Here is a 15,866-nt window from a genome sequence, read left to right as displayed (position 1 = left end):
ATGCAAACACGCGATCGCCAACAGTTGGAAGAATCTGGGGGGCTAGAGTTTCCCTTGCGCACCGCGTCGGTAAGTCGGGCAACGCAGGAAACCCAGGTTCACGTCAGCGTCAATGTCGATGGGCAAGGGATAGCCAACGTGGATACGGGCATTCCCTTCCTTGACCATATGCTGCATCAGATCTCCTCCCATGGACTGCTGGATCTGGATATCCAAGCCCAGGGCGACATTGAAATTGACGATCACCACACCAATGAAGATGTGGGCATTACCTTCGGGCAGGCGCTGCACCAGGCCTTAGGCGATCGCAAGGGCATTGTCCGGTTTGGTCATTTCATCGCCCCCCTCGATGAGGCCCTAGTGCAGGTGAGCCTTGATTTTTCTGGACGCCCCCACCTCAGCTATGGTCTAGAGATTCCCACCCAGCGCGTCGGCAGCTACGACACCCAGCTCGTGCGAGAGTTCTTCGTGGCCGTGGTCAACCACAGCCAAATGACGCTACATATTCGCCAACTGGATGGCATCAACTCCCATCACATCATCGAAGCCACCTTCAAAGCCTTCGCCCGCGCCATGCGCATGGCCCTGGAGATCGATCCCCGCCGGGCACATTTAATTCCCAGCTCTAAGGGTGTTCTGTAGGGTCAGCGCGTATGCCAGAAGGGCCAGAAATTCGCCGGGCAGCGGATGCGATCGCTGCTGCTGTGGTCAACCAACCGATTCAAGACCTATTTTTTGCCTTCGATCGCCTCAAGCCCTACGCCGAATCCCTGGCCCGCCAGCAGATTACCGCCGTGCAGACCAAGGGCAAGGCGATTCTTCTCCGGTTCGATCATCGGCTCTCAATTTATAGCCACAACCAGTTGTATGGGGTGTGGATGATTCGACGCGCCTATGCCTTTCCCGACACGAAGCGCCAGCTTCGCCTAGCCATTCATACCGCAAAAACATCCGCCCTGCTCTACAGCGCCTCAGACATTGAGGTGCTCACCGACCATGAGATCGATCACCATCCCTTCCTCAGTAAGCTAGGGCCCGATGTGCTGGATGCCAACACCACCATCGAACAGGTGAGCGATCGCCTCCTTGATGCCAAATTTCGGCGACGGCGCTTGGGCTCTCTCCTGCTCGACCAGCATTTTCTTTGCGGTCTAGGCAACTACCTGAGAAGCGAAGTGCTATTTGTAGCGGGACTGCATCCCAGCCATCGCCCCATGGACTGCCCCGAGGATGCCCTGTATCGGCTAGCAGAGGCAGCGATCGCCCTCTCCCGCCGCTCCTACGAAACGGGCGGCATCACCAACGACCTAGAGCGCGCCCAGCATCTCAAGCAGCAAGGCCATCCCCGCCGCGACTATCGTCACTACGTCTTTTCCCGCAGCGGCAAGCCCTGCTACACCTGCGGCACCACGATTGCGAAAGACATAGCTGGAGGACGTCGATATTACGCTTGCCCCACCTGCCAGCCTAGCCTATAAGTTCATAGCAAAACCTGTCCCCAACCCATCCGGTGCTGAGAACAGATTCATGAAAATGATGACAAAGACACCGGGACAAGAGATGCAAGCATTCTCAGGGATCTCATGCAGGCTCATTGCCGAATCGTTAGGAAGACTTTTTGGAACTGCGCCAGGCCTCGGTCATGCGCCCAAAGTTGAGGCGAAACTCACCCCAGCCCAAGCGACTGCCTGCCGAGTCTTCATCCCAGGATGCCGACAGCACCCCATAGCTCAGTCCCACAACGCCTAGACCGAAAAAACCTAAACTGACCAGCAGCACCGCTGTTGGAGGTAGCTTAAAGAGTTCCTGGGTCACGACAACATAGCTGACAATAAACGTGGAAATCCCCAGCACCGTCGGCACGCCGCAGAACAGCGCCATGCGTCGAATCATGCGGCGGCTGACCACCTCAGGGATGGCCGAGTTGGCGCTGGGCGATCGCTTCGCAGCCGATGAAGACGAGGCAGGGCGGCTAGTCGCAGCCGGGGCAGGCTTTTTCTCCGTCTTTTTGCGGTTGCTAGACGGCTCAAACGGAAGGCGATCGGCGTCGGTCGATTTGTCGTTTGACTTAGACCCCATGGCGCTTAACCGCGAATGCCAAGACGCGTAATCAGGGCGCGGTAGCGTTCTTGATCGTGCTTGAGAATGTAGGCGAGGAGCCGTTTCCGCTGACCAATAATTTTCAGCAAGCCACGCCGGGAGGAGTGATCCTTCTTGTTGACTTTAAGGTGGGCACTGAGCTGGTTAATGCGCTCGGTGAGCATGGCCACCTGTACATCAGCCGATCCGGTATCGGTTTCGTGGACTTGGAAGTCGGTGATAATCTTTTGTTTTTGCTCTTGCAACAAAGCCATGGGTCGTCTGTTCTCTATCAACGCAGTCGAAGCTACTCATCATATCATAGCGGGTCATGCTGTCGGAAGGGTACCGCAGCGGCATGACTCAGACCTAGCTAGTCTCGACTCAGCCAGGCGATCGCTTCCCGAATCCACAGTTCCACATCGGTACTTTTCGACAGCGTGGAATATTGCCCCACGGTTCGCAGAGCTTCCATAATTTCTTGGGTACTGTAGCCCAGGGCCATCAGGGTAATTTCCACATCTTCCTGCACGGCAGGCACAGGCGCTGCATCGGGAGCACTGGTCATCAGCCCCGATTGATGTCGCCACTCGGCTAATTTACTGCGCAATTCCAAGGAAATCCGCTCCGCTGTTTTTGCCCCCACGCCGGGGGTGCGGGACAGCATTCGAATATTGCTAGACACGATCGCCTGCACCAGATCTTGAATGCCTAGGGTATCCAGCAGCGCCAGGGCAAGCTGGGGGCCAATGCCGCTCACGGCAATCAGTTGGCGAAATAAATCGCGCTCTGCCGGCGAGAGAAAGCCAAAAAAGCTCTGTTGATCATCGCGCCAGTGCAGATGGGTGAACACCTGCGTCGATACGCCGATGGTGAAGGTGCTGAGGCTACGCGGCAGAATTTGCAGCTCATAGCCAATGTGGTTCACCTCCAAAATCAGCAGCCAGCGGTTATTGGGCAGGGCTTGCAGGGCAGCAACGGTGCCTGTGAGGTAGCTAATCATTCAGATTGGGATCTAAAAAGCCAAAATGGTGGAGTCCTTGCAGAATACCACCGGCACAGGGGCGATCGGCGAGAAAGCGATCGCTGGATGGATGGTGATGATGCCAGGTGATTAACTCTGGCTTCGCATTGCCAACAATAATGCCCTTCGCCTTGGCATGGTCATACATGGCCCGGTCATTCCCCGAATCACCACAGACCACCGTGCGCTCCGGTGGCATCTGGAACATCCGCTGCAAAAACTGCACCGCCGCCCCTTTATTGCCGTGGCGCGGCAGCAGATCTAGATCCACGCCACTGCTGTAGACCACCTGCACCGCCAGCCCAGCCTGCTGAAAAGCAGCTTGGAGAACCGGCAGCAGGCGATCGCCCATTCCAGGCTCAACATAGTAGCTCAGCTTGTGGGGCAATTGTTCCGACGCGGGCTGGGGTGTTAATTCAGGATAACGGGCGGCGATCGCTGCCACCTGATGTCGATCCCAACCTTGGTTAAGATGCTCAACCCAAACCGGATCCGGGGTGGAACTCTTGCCGATATAAATCTCAGTGCCCACCGCCAACACCCGCACATCCGGCTCCAGCAACGCCACCTCACGGGTGAGTTGGTCATACAGGGTGGGCGATCGCCCCGTGGAATAGACCAGGATAGTACCGTAGCGATCGCGATGCTGAGCCAGGCAATGGTTCAAATGAGCCAAGGCCACAGAATCACCGACCAGAGTTCCATCTAGATCTGTGATGAACAAAAAGGGAGACACCAGATTTCCTCAACACAACAACCATGTCTCAAGAGCTACGTTACGCAAGCGAGTTGCTGAGGTCAAGCGGTGACCGTCTCTCCCTCCGATCACGCTCACCGCAAAACCACCGCAAAATCACTGCAAAACCTTGCCCCTTGCAGTGTAAACCGCCGATCACACCAGGGCAACGCATGGACTCGGAGCATAAAAAAAGCGTCCCTGTCTGTTGACAGCGACGCTCCTAGTACACGAGAACGTTTGGGGAGGCTCGATCAGCCGCCCGCCACCGCTGGCACAATGCTGACTTCATCGCCATCCTGCAGAACCGTACCGGCCCCATCTAGGAAGCGAATATCTTCGCTATTGACGTAGAAATTGATGAAGCGCCGCAATTGGCCTTGGTCATCACAGAGCCGCGCCCGAATGCCAGGATAGGCTTGCTCCAGAGCATCAAGCAATTCGGTAATCGTGCCGCCATTGCATTCAATGGTGGCTTGATCGCGGGTAAATTTTTGGAGCGGAGTTGGAATCAGTACCTTAACAGCCATAGTTTCGTGAATGTGAATCGTTCCTGTGAATTGCCTGGATATGAAACGTCGGACTAACCTAGTCTACGACTGGTCTAGACCAAAACCTGCTGCCACTCCAAGCGATCCAGGGTGCGCGATCGCTCTAGGGCACGCTCAAAGCTTTCTAGCTTCGGTTCGATGGTGAAGGGTTCGCCCACGCAGCCCTGGACAGCTTCCTGGGTCTTGAGACCATTGCCGGTGATGTAGACAACGGTGGTTTCTTCAGGGTCAATCTTGCCAGCTTCCACCAGCTTCTTCAACACAGCAATGGTGGTGCCGCCAGCGGTTTCCGTGAATACACCTTCGGTTTCTGCCAGCAGGCGGATACCGTCGATGATTTCTTCATCGGTGACCGACTCAATGTTGCCGTTGGTCTTCCGCGCCACTTCCAGAGCATAGACACCGTCCGCAGGATTACCAATGGCGATGGACTTAGCGATGGTGCTGGGTTTTACAGGATTAATGAAGTCCCGCCCTTCTTCAAAGGCTTGGGCAATGGGAGAGCAGCCCACGGCTTGAGCACCGCTAAACCGCACCGCTTTGTCGTCTACTAGGCCCACATTAATGAACTCTTGGAAACCCTTGTAGATCTTGGTGAACAAGGAGCCCGATGCCAGCGGCGCAACGATGTGATCCGGCAACTGCCAGCCGAGTTGTTCTGCGACTTCATAGCCCAAGGTCTTGGAACCCTCGGAATAGTAAGGACGTAGGTTGATGTTCACAAAGCCCCAACCTTGGGTGTTGGCCACTTCCGAACAGAGGCGATTCACTTGGTCGTAGTTGCCCTTCACCGCCATGACCGTGGGGTTGTAGATTAGGGTGCCCAGCACTTTGCCGGCTTCTAGATCCGAGGGAATAAACACACAGCAGTCTAAGCCTGCATGGGCAGCGATCGCCGCCGTGGAGTTGGCCAAGTTGCCGGTGCTAGCACAGGATACGGTGGAGAATCCTAGCTCCCGGGCCCGGGTCAGCGCCACGGAAACCACCCGATCCTTGAAGCTCAGGGTCGGCATGTTGACCGCATCGTTCTTAATATAGAGACGCTTGAGACCCAAGCGACGCGCCAAGCGATTAGCCTGTAGCAGCGGCGTCATCCCCGTGCCCACATCAATGGGATTGTCTGAGGTGACCGGCAAGAAGTCGCGGTAGCGCCAGATGGAGTTGGGGCCGGCTTGAATCGTCTCCCGCGTAACGGTGCGGCGGAGAAATTCGTAGTCGTAGGTGACTTCTAGAGGGCCAAAACAAACATCTTCGCAAACGTGCAGCGCCTTGAGGTCATATTCTGTGCCGCATTCTTTACAGCGAAGCGCCTTGATGGCCGTGGAGCGGGTAGAACGGGGTGGTGCCTGAGTCATGAAACGTCTCGTTGGGTACTAGGGTCTAAGCATTGGATGGTTCAGCGCTCACATCCGGGGCTCGCCGAGGTGGATTACCTCTAGGAGCGATCGCTCTACCTCAGATGAGATGGGCGATTCAGCAAGCTACTTTCACCAAACTAGACCCGATAGTATCACGGGGCAAAACCACCGTCAAACAAAGCCGACTATTTAAGTCGGGATTCAAAAACGTGAGTATTATCAGTGGTTTCAGCCATTGCAGGAGAGTTATCGCTGGTCTAAGGGCAAAAAAGAGAGCAGAGATTTTCACAACGTATCCCAAACCAACGTGCGCCGACCGACGATGGGAGGCTCTCCCAGGGCAAGATGCATCAGTCCTGATTGACGGACAAAACTCCTGCAATCTGGATCCTCTCGTAGATTGGATTAGCGTCAGCGTAAACCAACGGAACCTAAGCTGGTACTGGGTTTGACATGGCTCAACCTAATGCTCTAAGGCGTAAGTAACTCGCCTATTTGCTGAGGCGGAAAATCTCATGTGTCCTGGATTCCTTTTCGTTCTTCTGCCTTGCGGTACTAGCTGTCCCATCAACTTTTTTAAAGACATCAAAGCAACGGATCAAATTCTCATCAAGTCTTGCTTCATTAATCGTTAGCAAATCCTGAGCACCTGCCATTTTATGGCGTGACTTCTTTAAGGTATTCAGGAGTACATTATGCGATCGCCTTCATCTTTTTTTACACCCATAAACGGTAGCGAATATTTCATTTTCTAGGACTTTTATGAGCGTGTCTTTTATACATTGCTGAAAATTGATACCCGTTGTAATGCTCATAACCGATCTACTTTGTTACATATCGAAAATATGCGATCGTAAATTTTTAATTCTATAAACCTTGCCTGATCCGCTCAAATCTAGCCAGGAATAGCCTGATCCCAGTTTTCGCCTCTTCAAACTGAGGGTGTAAGTCTCTCATATTTTGTCTACACTGTAGGTAGTAGAGATCGCAAAAGATAGAGAATCATCTAGAAAAATGATAATTTCGTTTCTTCGTTTTTTTAGAGTTCTTCTACTCCCATAAAGCCTTAATCGAAAATTAATCTCACATCTTTACATACCTTGATGAAAAGAGAAGGGAGAACTACCCAGAAATTAGGTAGCTTACCGAATTGTGGAGCACCCTAAGTTCTGACAGGATTAAAGCTAGATACTTTACGAACATCAAACCCGATTTAGACCATGCCCGCCTTAAACACAAGCTTTAGTGGCTGTCACGATCATTTACACGCACTCAGAAAGGTTAAATACGTTTATGAATACTTGTCCCTGCTGCTCTGAACCGCTTCTCCGCCATGCCCGCCGAGGTGGTGTCTACTGGTTTTGCCCACACTGCCGCCAAGAAATGCCCAACCTCACCTCCGTTGTCATGGGCTATCACCACTCCGTTGAGATCATGTCTGTTTCCACCTCACTGCCACTGCCGACCGACCTCGTTGAAGCCTGCTAAAACCTTTCTAGCCTGCTATTCGACGACCGTATCATGAGTCCTGCAGTCCCTTAAGTTCATCCTGTTGAAACAACTATCCAGCCATTAACTACAGCATTTTTGATCACCATTCCTAGGTATCTGAAGCGCGCACCCTAAAGGAACGAGTCATCCCTGGCATGGCGATCGCCCCCCGAACGATTGCCCTAGCCCTACGCCTATGTGCGACACAACGCGCATGTACCCCAAATTCCATGAGAGACTTGCCCGTTCACAGGAAGCAGCCCTCTTCCCGGCTCCCTCGTCCCAGATCTGGGACGAGGGAGTTAGTCTATCTAGGGTAGATCTCCCCAATCTAAACCCTGGGGGAGTGGATCTATCTAGGGTAGATCTCCCCAAGGTACAACCCGCCACAAGGACTACGGCGATGATTGGGGGTTTGAGATAAGATGCTCGTGATATAGGTTGGGCAAGCCATGGATGGAAGCTACAGAATCTTCAACACCGTCTCTCTTGATACGATATTGTCCCGCCTGCGGACAGCCGACCTTTGCATCTAATTCGCCCAAGTCCTATCACTGCTCTAGCTGTGAATTTGTCCTCTTTTTAAATCCATCGGCAGCGGTTGCCGTAATTGTCGAGTGCGATCGCCACCTGCTGATGGCGGTGCGCGGGGCCGCACCGGGCCAAGGCATGCTGGATCTCCCCGGTGGCTTTGTCGATCCTCAGGAAACAGCGGAGCAGGCCCTAGCGCGGGAACTCCAGGAGGAACTAGGACTCACCGGCGTTCAGCCTCAATATTTTGCATCTTTTCCCAATATCTATCCCTATCGGGGGATTGTGTATCAAACCACCGATTTGATTTACACCCTGGCCTTGAGCGATCGCCCCTACCTAGAAGCCGCTGATGACGTGGCCCAGGTGGTTTGGATCCATCGTGATGAATTGGTGATGGACAAGATAGCGTTTTCCTCCATTCGCCAAGCCGTGGGGGCCTATCTCAATCAGGTTTGTCCAGTCTAAGGGCGATCGCCTGCTGGAGACGCTCGATACTGGCATTGGGTTCTAGGAAGGAAAACAAATGGCGAAAGAGCAGCCGCCCTTGGCGATCGATCAAAAACTGGGCGGGCAGGGGAGCGCCTAGCGCTTGCCCCACATGGTAGGCCCGAAAAACACGGCAGGCTGGATCACTCAACAAGGGTATGGTTAGCCCCAAGTCTTGCTGTACCTGTTGGCTTTGCTGTGGATCGGTGCTGGTGATCATCAACAGGGCCACCCCTTGGCGGGCCCAGGCTTCGGCCATCTGGTTCACCGCCACGATATGGGGAAAGCAGAGAGGACAGTATTGCTTTTCGGTAAAAATGCGCGTGAAGTAGAGCAGCGTCAGGCGGTGGGCAGCATCGGCAGGGGCCTGGTGGGTATAGTCGGACAAACGCAGGGTGCGATCGCTGCCCGCTTCAGGCAATTCAAACGGCGGCACCAAACTGCCAACCTGGATGCGGTTGGATGCGGGAAACGGCAGCAGGTTGTTGAAAAATCGACGGTTGACTAACCCACGAAAGTCTGTAGACGTCAGCAGCGCCATAGGGATGCCTACCCAAAAAATATCCTCTCCCTCACCCTAGCGCACCTTGCATACCCTAGGGCAGAAGCAGCAACTGGGAAAGGCAGAGGAAGAAGGCATGTCTACACTGTCAAACAGCGTCCAACCCTGAGGACTAGACTAAACAGCGGCGAAGAATTCCTTCGATTTCACCGGATCCGGCGTCATGGTTTTTTCGCCCGGCTGCCAGCCTGCAGGGCAGACTTCATCGGGATGGCTTTGCACATATTGAATGGCTTGCAGCGTCCGTAGGGTTTCGTCTACGCTGCGACCAAAGGACAGGTTGTTGATGGTGGAATGCTGAATCACACCGTCTTTATCGATGAGGAACAGACCTCGCAGGGCCACACCAGCATCCGGTTCGAGGACGTTGTAGGCTAGGCTAATTTCCTTTTTGATATCAGAAACCAGCGGATAGTTGAGGTCGCCTACGCCCCCGGCTTTGCGATCGCTCTGAATCCAGGCGAGGTGAGCAAATTCGCTATCCACCGAGACGCCAAGAATTTCCGTGTTGAGTGTCTTGAACTCATCGTAGCGATCGCTGAATGCAGTGATTTCAGTCGGACAGACAAAGGTAAAGTCTAGGGGATAGAAAAACAAAACAACGTATTTCCCCTTGTAATCAGAAAGCTTAATGGTCTTAAACTCTTGATCGATTACGGCTGTTGCGGTGAAGTCCGGTGCCGGCTGACCAACTCGAAGGCATCCTTCCGTCATATCGTTAATCTCCTTGAATCTGAACGTGCATCATCGCTTGCTAAACAGGACTGCCAGTGCTTTCATCCTAGCAATCCCAACACTGAGACGGCTCCCCAGAACCTTGGCGATCGCCCCGGTAGACCACGACGCAAACGTTACGAACCGTTACAAATATATCATAGTCATAACGATTTTGAGTAAAGTCTGGACGCGCTCGATCCAAGGGATCCTTCAGCTATAGCTTCAGGGATGTCATAGCAGGAAACCCTGACGTGAAACGGATTAGGCCAAAGACTCAAGCGTTTGCTAGCGTTGTATCTTGTATCCATATACCCGCATCTAGAAGCCTGTGAACTTTACGATTCAGAATGTTCTCATCCTTGATGGCCCAGGTTATCAAACGGTTGATGTTCAGATCGCCGTATCTGACGAGGGCGCATCTTCTATCGTGGCGATCGCTCCCAACCTTGCGCCCATGGGCACGCTTATTGATGGCCGACACAAGCTGTTGTTGCCTGGCTTCGTCAACGCCCACACCCATTCCTCGGAAATGTGGCAGCGGGGTATTATCCCGCCCTACCCCCTAGAACTGTGGATCGCGGAACTCTATGAATTTACGCCCCTCAAGCCACACCAAATCTACCTGAGCGCCCTCGGCACCGCCGTCGAAACCCTGCTCTCCGGCGGCACCACCGTGGTCGATCACTTGGTGATTATTCCAGGGCTGGAGAAAGAATCCGTTAAGGCTGCCATTCAAGGCTATCGAGAGGCCGGCATTCGCGCCTTCGTCGGCCCTCTGATCCAAGATGAGGCCCTAGGAGCGAGCTTGCCCACAGGCGGCACGTCGGTAGACCTTGCACCGCACTACCACGGCACACCTGAGCTGCTGCAATTGATGGAAGAACTGGTGCGAGACTACCATCGCCCCGAGGAAGGGATCCACATCATGACTGCCCCCACCGGGCCACAGCTATGCTCCGATACGCTGTTTGAAGGATGCGTAGACCTCAGCGATCGCTACCAGCTTTGTCGCCACACCCACCTGCTAGAAACCCGCGCCCAAAACATGCTGGCCCATGAAAAATATGGCTGCAGCGCCGTCAAGCATCTGCACGATCTGGGTTTCTTGGGCGATCGCACCTCCCTGGCCCACTGTGTATGGCTTGAGGATGAGGACATTCCGTATCTTGCCACCACTCGATCCACCGTCGTTCATAACCCTCTCAGCAACCTACGTTTGGGCAGTGGTATTGCCCCAGTGTTGAAGTATCGCCAAGCCGGCATCAATGTCACCTTCGGCTGCGATGGCTCTGCCAGCAATGACTCTCAAGATCTCCTCGAAGCCATCAAAATCGGCACCATCCTGCACAACCCTACCGATTTAGACTATCGACATTGGATCACCCCCAGGGAAGCGATCGCCATGGCCTCCCTCGGCGGCGCAACCGGTCTAGCCCTGCAGAACCAGATCGGCTCCCTAGAGGTGGGCAAGCAAGCCGACTTCGTGCTCTATGACCTCACCAGCCTGTCCCTACTGCCCCGCACCGACCCGGCAGGGCTATTGATTTTAGGGCGACCCACCCAAGCCGTGGATAGCGTCTGGGTAAATGGACGGCAGGTGGTGGCGGATGGGCAACCCACCCAGGTCAACGTCAAAACTCTACGGCAAGACCTGTTCGACCACAGTGAATGGACGACGAACCGTACCTCAAGCCTGGCCAGCGAGTTTGAAATTCGCTACCGAGCTGTGATGGATCTGTAAACGACCGACACGGACTGCTCAGCAGTCGCAGGGTGGGCATGGAACACCCTGCGACAACTCACGTTGAGACATATTCCATGGCATATTTCATGCCTAAGCGATCGCTGAGCACGACTGAGGCCGATCAGGGCACCACCATCACCGGCATTCCTGGATATACGCTGGCATAAAGAGCTTCCACGTCCTCATTGTGCATCCGCAAGCAACCGTGGGAGACGGCTTCACCAATCAAGTCAGCTTCATTGGTGCCATGGAATCCAAAGGCATTTTTGTCCTCGCGCCAAAATTCGATCCAGCGGGTGCCAATGGGGCTGTCTGGGCCTGGATCAATCAACTCTCTGGTAACCGGATGCCGCCATGCAGGATTTTCCATCATGTGGGTCACGTAAAACTCACCGGAGGGCGTCTCCCAGCCATCTTTGCCAATGGCCACCGGGTAGGTGGCTAGCACCTCATCCCCCATTTGCAAGCGCACCTGGCGATCGCTGAGGCTCACCACCAAAAACTTCGGCAGGTGACGAGCCGCCATAGCGACCATTTCGTCTGATGGACTCACCTGAGCTGGAGCAGCGAGGGGAGGCTGCACCATGGAGCGCCAAGCGTCTTGACCGGCCTCAATCAGAGAAGGGGAGGCGGCGACCGTGGCGTCATCAGTCACAACCGGGCTAGATCGAGCTTCATTTTGCCCCTGGGATGCCATCAAAAATCCGGCTCCAGCAAAGCACAGCAGCATCACGATGGTTCGGTTACTGATCATGACTCAGATCTCATGCAGCACATGGTCATCTATTCAAGACAATTATCCTGTCCTAGTATCTCAATCCTACTGGCTGACAGGAAATAGTAGGAATAATTCATAAGGAACTTCAGGGGCGATCGCTACGTCCTTCAAGCCACAGTGCCGGCTGAAACCTTTGGTAATCCGTACAGACGCCCAAAACATCCCCAAATAAAAACCCCCGAGCCTACTGGACCGGGAGCTGGAGTTCCTGAAAATCGTCACTGCATTCAATGATAGCGATCGCTGCAAATGTTACAAGAGGGGTCTCACCCATCATTTGCAAAAATTACGCCTGCACTTACTCAGTGATCAACCCTGTTAACTGGTCTTGATCGTCGGCATTTTGCCGTTCACCTATGGGAATATACGGTTCACCATGGGTGCCGGTATAGATCTGAGTGGGGCGGAAGATGCGGTTTTCACTGAGTTGCTCTTTCCAGTGCGCTAACCAGCCAGCCACACGGGCGATCGCAAAAATAGGCGTGAAAAGATCCGTAGGAATGCCTAGCTTTCGGTAGACCAGCCCAGAGTAGAAGTCTACATTTGGGTAAATTCCCTTATGCCCGAGGCGATCGGATACCACCCGCTCCAGTTCAAGCGCTACATCGTAGTATTCATCGGCTCCAAACTTTTCAAACAACTGCTCCGCCAAGCTCTGCAAAATGGTGGCCCTTGGATCCTTCACCTTATACACCCGGTGACCAAAGCCCATGATCTTCGTTTTCTGGGCAATGCAGCCATCGAGATAGGGCACCACATTATCCACCGAGCCAATTTCCTCCAGCATGGTGATCACCTCCTCATTAGCTCCACCATGGAGAGGGCCAGCCAGGGTGCCCACTGCCGATGCCACCACCGCATAGGGGTCGGTGAGGGTAGAAGCCGTCACCATGGCAGAGAAGGTGGATGCATTGATCGTGTGCTCCGCATGGAGCGTTAGACAAACATCAAACACACGGGCTGCTAGAGGATCCGGCTCTCGTTCATTGAGCATGTAGAGAAAGTTGGCAGCATAGTCCAGATCATCCCGAGGCTGCACCGGGTCATTTCCCTTACGCATGAGCTGGAACGCTGCCACCATGGTGGGCAATTTCGCCAGCAGGCGCACCACTGCCGCGCGGATATAGGCAGGGTCGTCAAGGGCGCGGCGGGAATAGAACAGTCCTAAAGCCGCCGCACAGGCCTGCAGCGCATCCATGGGATGGCCGCTTTCGGGAAAGCACTTCATCATGTCGCGGATACGGTACTTGAGGCGACGATGGTAGCGAATTTCCCGTTCAAAATCCGTCAGTTCTTCTTGGCTGGGTAGGGTTCCCCAGATGAGCAGGTAGGCCGTTTCCAAAAAACTACCATGCTTGGCCAACTCTTCAATCTGAATGCCACGGTACTCTAAGATGCCCTGGTGCCCATCCACAAAGCTAATGCTGGACTGCTTCGCAGGAATTCCTTCTAAACCTGGCTTGTATTCGCAAACCGTCATGACTTTATTACTCGCCAAAGTAAACAATGTGACATCGTCCAGACAGCGCCCCTCAGGGGTACGGTGCTGGATTCTCAAGATCGCTCCTGAGAGTTTCCTGCTTCATCCGTCCTCCTGGAATGTTGCCATTCCCAGAAAGGGTACGTCCACAGGCATCTTGACCGTTTGTCCTACGGCTGACTTGCGCAGTTGATCGCGTCCCCGAACGCAAGGGGCGGGGATTCTCAACAGCCGGTCTGTTCTTGCTAGGTCATCCACACCGCTTAGGTCAACAGGTTACCCCATGCCGCCAGCGGTGTTCATGTCCCTAGACCTGTACCTCGGTGATCTGGATGCAACGGGTTACGCAACTGTTTCCATGGTTTAGCTTCTATGGTTCAGCCGTTTCCCATACCTAGCAGCCCCCATATCAGACGCAAACTCCTTTGCCCAGACATCTGGCGATCGCGGAAAAACTTCCACCTACACTGACATAAGTCTACGGTGTGATTCTGTCAGCAGTGACTCAATCTTGATTATTATCGCACTTCCCTCGATCGGGTTGAATCCACCCTTGCTCTGGATTGGATCACTCCCTAAACGATCAAGAACAGCTAGGGCAATCGTCACGCCCCGGAGCCGTTTCTAACCAATTAAAAATGCGGTCGAGCTGCTCCAAGGTCACCAACCCATATTGCCAAAGCACCATGGGCAGCAAATGCGGCGTTTGCCCTTCCGGATGGCGGAGAGCGGTGGCGATGGAGTTGTGAGGAATGCGGAGCTCTTGCTGTAGGAACTCAATTAGGCGCATTTGGAGACTTGACATGGGCCTTGTAGACGCGGTATGCGTGCCAGTATACGCGCCAGTTTCCCAAAGATCATCCGAAACACATTTTTTAAAAAGAGTTAGACGCCCCTTGCCGAGCCACTTTGAGGGCTTTAGCAGCTCTCATACCTGTCATAAATCCCTATAATTTGTCACCCTTCAGAACATTACTGCAGGCATGGGCAGGCCAAGCATCAAGACGTTGTTACAGAGAGGGAGCGATCGCCCCTTTCTGGTTCATCCAATCCTGCAGCAAGGGAGCAATCACCTCCGGCACTTCATCCTGGGGGCAGTGCCCTGCCCGCTCTAGGGGAATGAAGGCATCCACACAGTCAAACTCAGCCAGCCGCCGTCCTAGATCAATCGGCTCCCAGGGATCTTCAACGCCCCAGAGGATCAGGGCTGGACAGGGCAAGATCGCTAAGAGATCCTCCGGCAACGGCCCCTGGGAATAGCGGGTGAACGCCAGAAACACATCCGCAGCTCCCACATCGGCCGCTGGGGTCATCAGCATGGTCACCAGGTCATCGGTGACGGCTGCCGGTTGGGCATAGGCCTGCAGCAAAATCCGGCGAACCGTCTTGGGCTTGGCGATCGCTTGGAAAAACTGCCGTCCTAGCCATTGGACACCCAACATGCTCTGCATCATGCCCGCCCCCGTGCGCCGGAACCAAGGCAGCGTGCTGCGATAGCGATCGTGCAAGAGCCGCAGAGAACAGTTGATCAACGCCACGCCCTGCACCCAGTCGGGATAATCGACCGCCGTTTGCATAGCCACCACACAGCCAATGGAATTGCCTACCACCGTCACCGGAGCCTGCACCACCTCCCGGCAAAAGTCGCCCACTAGGGCTCCCCAGGTCTCAAAGGTGTAGGCGATCGCTGCCCCAGGCGTAGGCTTAGCAGAGGCTCCAAATCCTAGGAGATCCAAGGCATAGACCTGGTAGTGCTCTGCCAACAGGGGCATGAGTTTGCGCCAGTGCCCCCAGGATGCTCCAAAGCCGTGAACCAGAACAATGGCAGGCCCCTGGCTCCCTTCTTGAGCATAGGTAATGGGATAGGTGCGCCATGTCCAAGTTTGAATCGTGGGTGGAGCAGAGGCGGGAGGAAAAGTAGTCATGGGTGCGGCAAAAGGCGATGGATCTAGTTCTAGTATTACAAATTATGAAGCAAGCATCTTGCCTCAAGGAGAGGCGATCGCTGCGGGAGACTTGGAGAACTCAACCAAGACATGCAGATCTCGTCGTCGCCCATGACCGAACGATTAGACCCCGATCACCTCGGTGATTGGGTGCCGTCGATGGTGCGGCAGGGTGTCATTGCACTTCCGCCCACCCCCAGCAGAATCCGAAGCAGGAATGGTATAAATGATGTTAGAAATATTAAGCAATGCAACTACAACCCGTGGCGCGATCGCAGACCAATCCTCACGCACTGGATCGATGCTCGGGCCCTTGCATTGACATCCATTCTGATGCCAGGTCGAATCATCCTGCTCATTTGCCAAACGGTAGAAGGATG

At 54.2% G+C, this 15,866-nt stretch carries 17 protein-coding genes; 5 read left to right on the top strand and 12 right to left on the bottom strand.

The features are described 5' to 3' along the window. Both hisB and nei read left to right on the top strand, forming a co-directional pair. Nucleotides 1-642, top strand: coding sequence for an imidazoleglycerol-phosphate dehydratase HisB (gene hisB / locus JUJ53_RS05510; protein ID WP_204150985.1), 642 nt, complete (start codon nt 1-3; stop codon nt 640-642). Between the two features lie 11 nt (nt 643-653). Continuing rightward, the gene (gene nei, locus JUJ53_RS05505) at nt 654-1,478 is read left to right on the top strand and encodes an endonuclease VIII (protein ID WP_204150984.1); all 825 of its coding nucleotides are present in this window, start codon (nt 654-656) and stop codon (nt 1,476-1,478) included. 127 nt (nt 1,479-1,605) lie between these two features. Here nei and JUJ53_RS05500 read toward each other — a convergent pair whose 3' ends face one another. The 6 genes from JUJ53_RS05500 to thrC all read right to left on the bottom strand — a co-directional run bounded on the left by JUJ53_RS05500 (nt 1,606) and on the right by thrC (nt 5,745). Further along, on the bottom strand, nt 1,606-2,079 hold the full coding sequence (locus tag JUJ53_RS05500) for a PAM68 family protein (RefSeq protein WP_204150983.1): 474 nt from the start codon (nt 2,077-2,079) through the stop codon (nt 1,606-1,608). A 5-nt stretch (nt 2,080-2,084) separates the two neighbouring features. After that, nucleotides 2,085-2,354 carry a 30S ribosomal protein S15 gene (rpsO, locus tag JUJ53_RS05495; protein ID WP_204150982.1) on the bottom strand — a complete coding sequence of 90 codons (270 nt, stop codon included), beginning with the start codon at nt 2,352-2,354 and terminating at the stop codon, nt 2,085-2,087. A gap of 98 nt (nt 2,355-2,452) precedes the next feature. Continuing rightward, nucleotides 2,453-3,082 carry a Holliday junction branch migration protein RuvA gene (gene ruvA / locus JUJ53_RS05490; RefSeq protein WP_204150981.1) on the bottom strand — a complete coding sequence of 210 codons (630 nt, stop codon included), beginning with the start codon at nt 3,080-3,082 and terminating at the stop codon, nt 2,453-2,455. Further along, the gene (locus JUJ53_RS05485) at nt 3,075-3,839 is read right to left on the bottom strand and encodes a sucrose-phosphate phosphatase (protein WP_204150980.1); all 765 of its coding nucleotides are present in this window, start codon (nt 3,837-3,839) and stop codon (nt 3,075-3,077) included. The genes ruvA and JUJ53_RS05485 overlap by 8 nt, the downstream gene beginning before the upstream one ends. A 254-nt stretch (nt 3,840-4,093) precedes the next feature. Continuing rightward, nucleotides 4,094-4,369, bottom strand: coding sequence for a MoaD/ThiS family protein (locus JUJ53_RS05480; protein ID WP_204150979.1), 276 nt, complete (start codon nt 4,367-4,369; stop codon nt 4,094-4,096). 74 nt (nt 4,370-4,443) lie between these two features. Further along, nucleotides 4,444-5,745: a threonine synthase gene (gene thrC / locus JUJ53_RS05475; RefSeq protein ID WP_204150978.1), complete on the bottom strand. Its 1,302-nt coding sequence runs from the start codon at nt 5,743-5,745 to the stop codon at nt 4,444-4,446. A 1,296-nt stretch (nt 5,746-7,041) separates the two neighbouring features. On the opposite strand from thrC, the gene JUJ53_RS05470 reads away from it, so the two are divergent. Continuing rightward, nucleotides 7,042-7,236: a hypothetical protein gene (locus tag JUJ53_RS05470; RefSeq protein ID WP_204151008.1), complete on the top strand. Its 195-nt coding sequence runs from the start codon at nt 7,042-7,044 to the stop codon at nt 7,234-7,236. 459 nt (nt 7,237-7,695) lie between these two features. Continuing rightward, nucleotides 7,696-8,238 (top strand): NUDIX domain-containing protein, encoded by a 543-nt coding sequence (locus JUJ53_RS05465; protein WP_204150977.1) that lies wholly within the window; start codon nt 7,696-7,698, stop codon nt 8,236-8,238. On the opposite strand, the gene JUJ53_RS05460 is transcribed toward JUJ53_RS05465, so the two are convergent. Continuing rightward, nucleotides 8,216-8,794: a redoxin domain-containing protein gene (locus JUJ53_RS05460; RefSeq protein ID WP_275415729.1), complete on the bottom strand. Its 579-nt coding sequence runs from the start codon at nt 8,792-8,794 to the stop codon at nt 8,216-8,218. The genes JUJ53_RS05465 and JUJ53_RS05460 overlap by 23 nt on opposite strands. Before the next feature lie 144 nt (nt 8,795-8,938). Next, nucleotides 8,939-9,535 (bottom strand): peroxiredoxin, encoded by a 597-nt coding sequence (locus JUJ53_RS05455; RefSeq protein ID WP_204150975.1) that lies wholly within the window; start codon nt 9,533-9,535, stop codon nt 8,939-8,941. A 331-nt stretch (nt 9,536-9,866) separates the two neighbouring features. Here JUJ53_RS05455 and JUJ53_RS05450 point away from each other — a divergent pair, with 331 nt between their 5' ends. Further along, nucleotides 9,867-11,279, top strand: coding sequence for an amidohydrolase (locus JUJ53_RS05450; protein WP_204150974.1), 1,413 nt, complete (start codon nt 9,867-9,869; stop codon nt 11,277-11,279). A 124-nt stretch (nt 11,280-11,403) separates the two neighbouring features. Here the strand turns inward: JUJ53_RS05450 and JUJ53_RS05445 are convergent, their stop codons facing one another. The 4 genes from JUJ53_RS05445 to JUJ53_RS05430 all read right to left on the bottom strand — a co-directional run bounded on the left by JUJ53_RS05445 (nt 11,404) and on the right by JUJ53_RS05430 (nt 15,465). Then, on the bottom strand, nt 11,404-12,036 hold the full coding sequence (locus tag JUJ53_RS05445) for a L,D-transpeptidase (RefSeq protein ID WP_204150973.1): 633 nt from the start codon (nt 12,034-12,036) through the stop codon (nt 11,404-11,406). A 322-nt stretch (nt 12,037-12,358) separates the two neighbouring features. Beyond that, on the bottom strand, nt 12,359-13,540 hold the full coding sequence (locus tag JUJ53_RS05440; protein WP_204150972.1) for a citrate synthase: 1,182 nt from the start codon (nt 13,538-13,540) through the stop codon (nt 12,359-12,361). Between the two features lie 583 nt (nt 13,541-14,123). Further along, nucleotides 14,124-14,345, bottom strand: coding sequence for a DUF2949 domain-containing protein (locus JUJ53_RS05435; protein ID WP_204150971.1), 222 nt, complete (start codon nt 14,343-14,345; stop codon nt 14,124-14,126). A 205-nt stretch (nt 14,346-14,550) separates the two neighbouring features. Then, nucleotides 14,551-15,465: an alpha/beta fold hydrolase gene (locus tag JUJ53_RS05430; protein ID WP_204150970.1), complete on the bottom strand. Its 915-nt coding sequence runs from the start codon at nt 15,463-15,465 to the stop codon at nt 14,551-14,553. Nucleotides 15,466-15,866 lie beyond the last annotated feature (401 nt).

The sequence above is a fragment of the Leptolyngbya sp. CCY15150 genome, from assembly GCF_016888135.1.
Lineage (GTDB): Bacteria > Cyanobacteriota > Cyanobacteriia > RECH01 > RECH01 > RECH01.
The sequence above is the reverse complement of the archived record's forward strand: the minus strand, read 5'-3'. Positions and strand labels throughout refer to the sequence as shown.

Coding starts and splice junctions, on each gene's coding strand:
- JUJ53_RS05480 (WP_204150979.1), bottom strand. CDS start 4,369: ATGGCTGTTAAGGTACTGATTCCAACTCCGCTCCAAAAATTTACCCGC.
- JUJ53_RS05445 (WP_204150973.1), bottom strand. CDS start 12,036: ATGATCAGTAACCGAACCATCGTGATGCTGCTGTGCTTTGCTGGAGCC.
- JUJ53_RS05455 (WP_204150975.1), bottom strand. CDS start 9,535: ATGACGGAAGGATGCCTTCGAGTTGGTCAGCCGGCACCGGACTTCACC.
- rpsO (WP_204150982.1), bottom strand. CDS start 2,354: ATGGCTTTGTTGCAAGAGCAAAAACAAAAGATTATCACCGACTTCCAA.
- hisB (WP_204150985.1), top strand. CDS start 1: ATGCAAACACGCGATCGCCAACAGTTGGAAGAATCTGGGGGGCTAGAG.
- JUJ53_RS05500 (WP_204150983.1), bottom strand. CDS start 2,079: ATGGGGTCTAAGTCAAACGACAAATCGACCGACGCCGATCGCCTTCCG.
- nei (WP_204150984.1), top strand. CDS start 654: ATGCCAGAAGGGCCAGAAATTCGCCGGGCAGCGGATGCGATCGCTGCT.
- JUJ53_RS05470 (WP_204151008.1), top strand. CDS start 7,042: ATGAATACTTGTCCCTGCTGCTCTGAACCGCTTCTCCGCCATGCCCGC.
- JUJ53_RS05465 (WP_204150977.1), top strand. CDS start 7,696: ATGGAAGCTACAGAATCTTCAACACCGTCTCTCTTGATACGATATTGT.
- thrC (WP_204150978.1), bottom strand. CDS start 5,745: ATGACTCAGGCACCACCCCGTTCTACCCGCTCCACGGCCATCAAGGCG.
- JUJ53_RS05430 (WP_204150970.1), bottom strand. CDS start 15,465: ATGACTACTTTTCCTCCCGCCTCTGCTCCACCCACGATTCAAACTTGG.
- JUJ53_RS05435 (WP_204150971.1), bottom strand. CDS start 14,345: ATGTCAAGTCTCCAAATGCGCCTAATTGAGTTCCTACAGCAAGAGCTC.
- ruvA (WP_204150981.1), bottom strand. CDS start 3,082: ATGATTAGCTACCTCACAGGCACCGTTGCTGCCCTGCAAGCCCTGCCC.
- JUJ53_RS05440 (WP_204150972.1), bottom strand. CDS start 13,540: ATGACGGTTTGCGAATACAAGCCAGGTTTAGAAGGAATTCCTGCGAAG.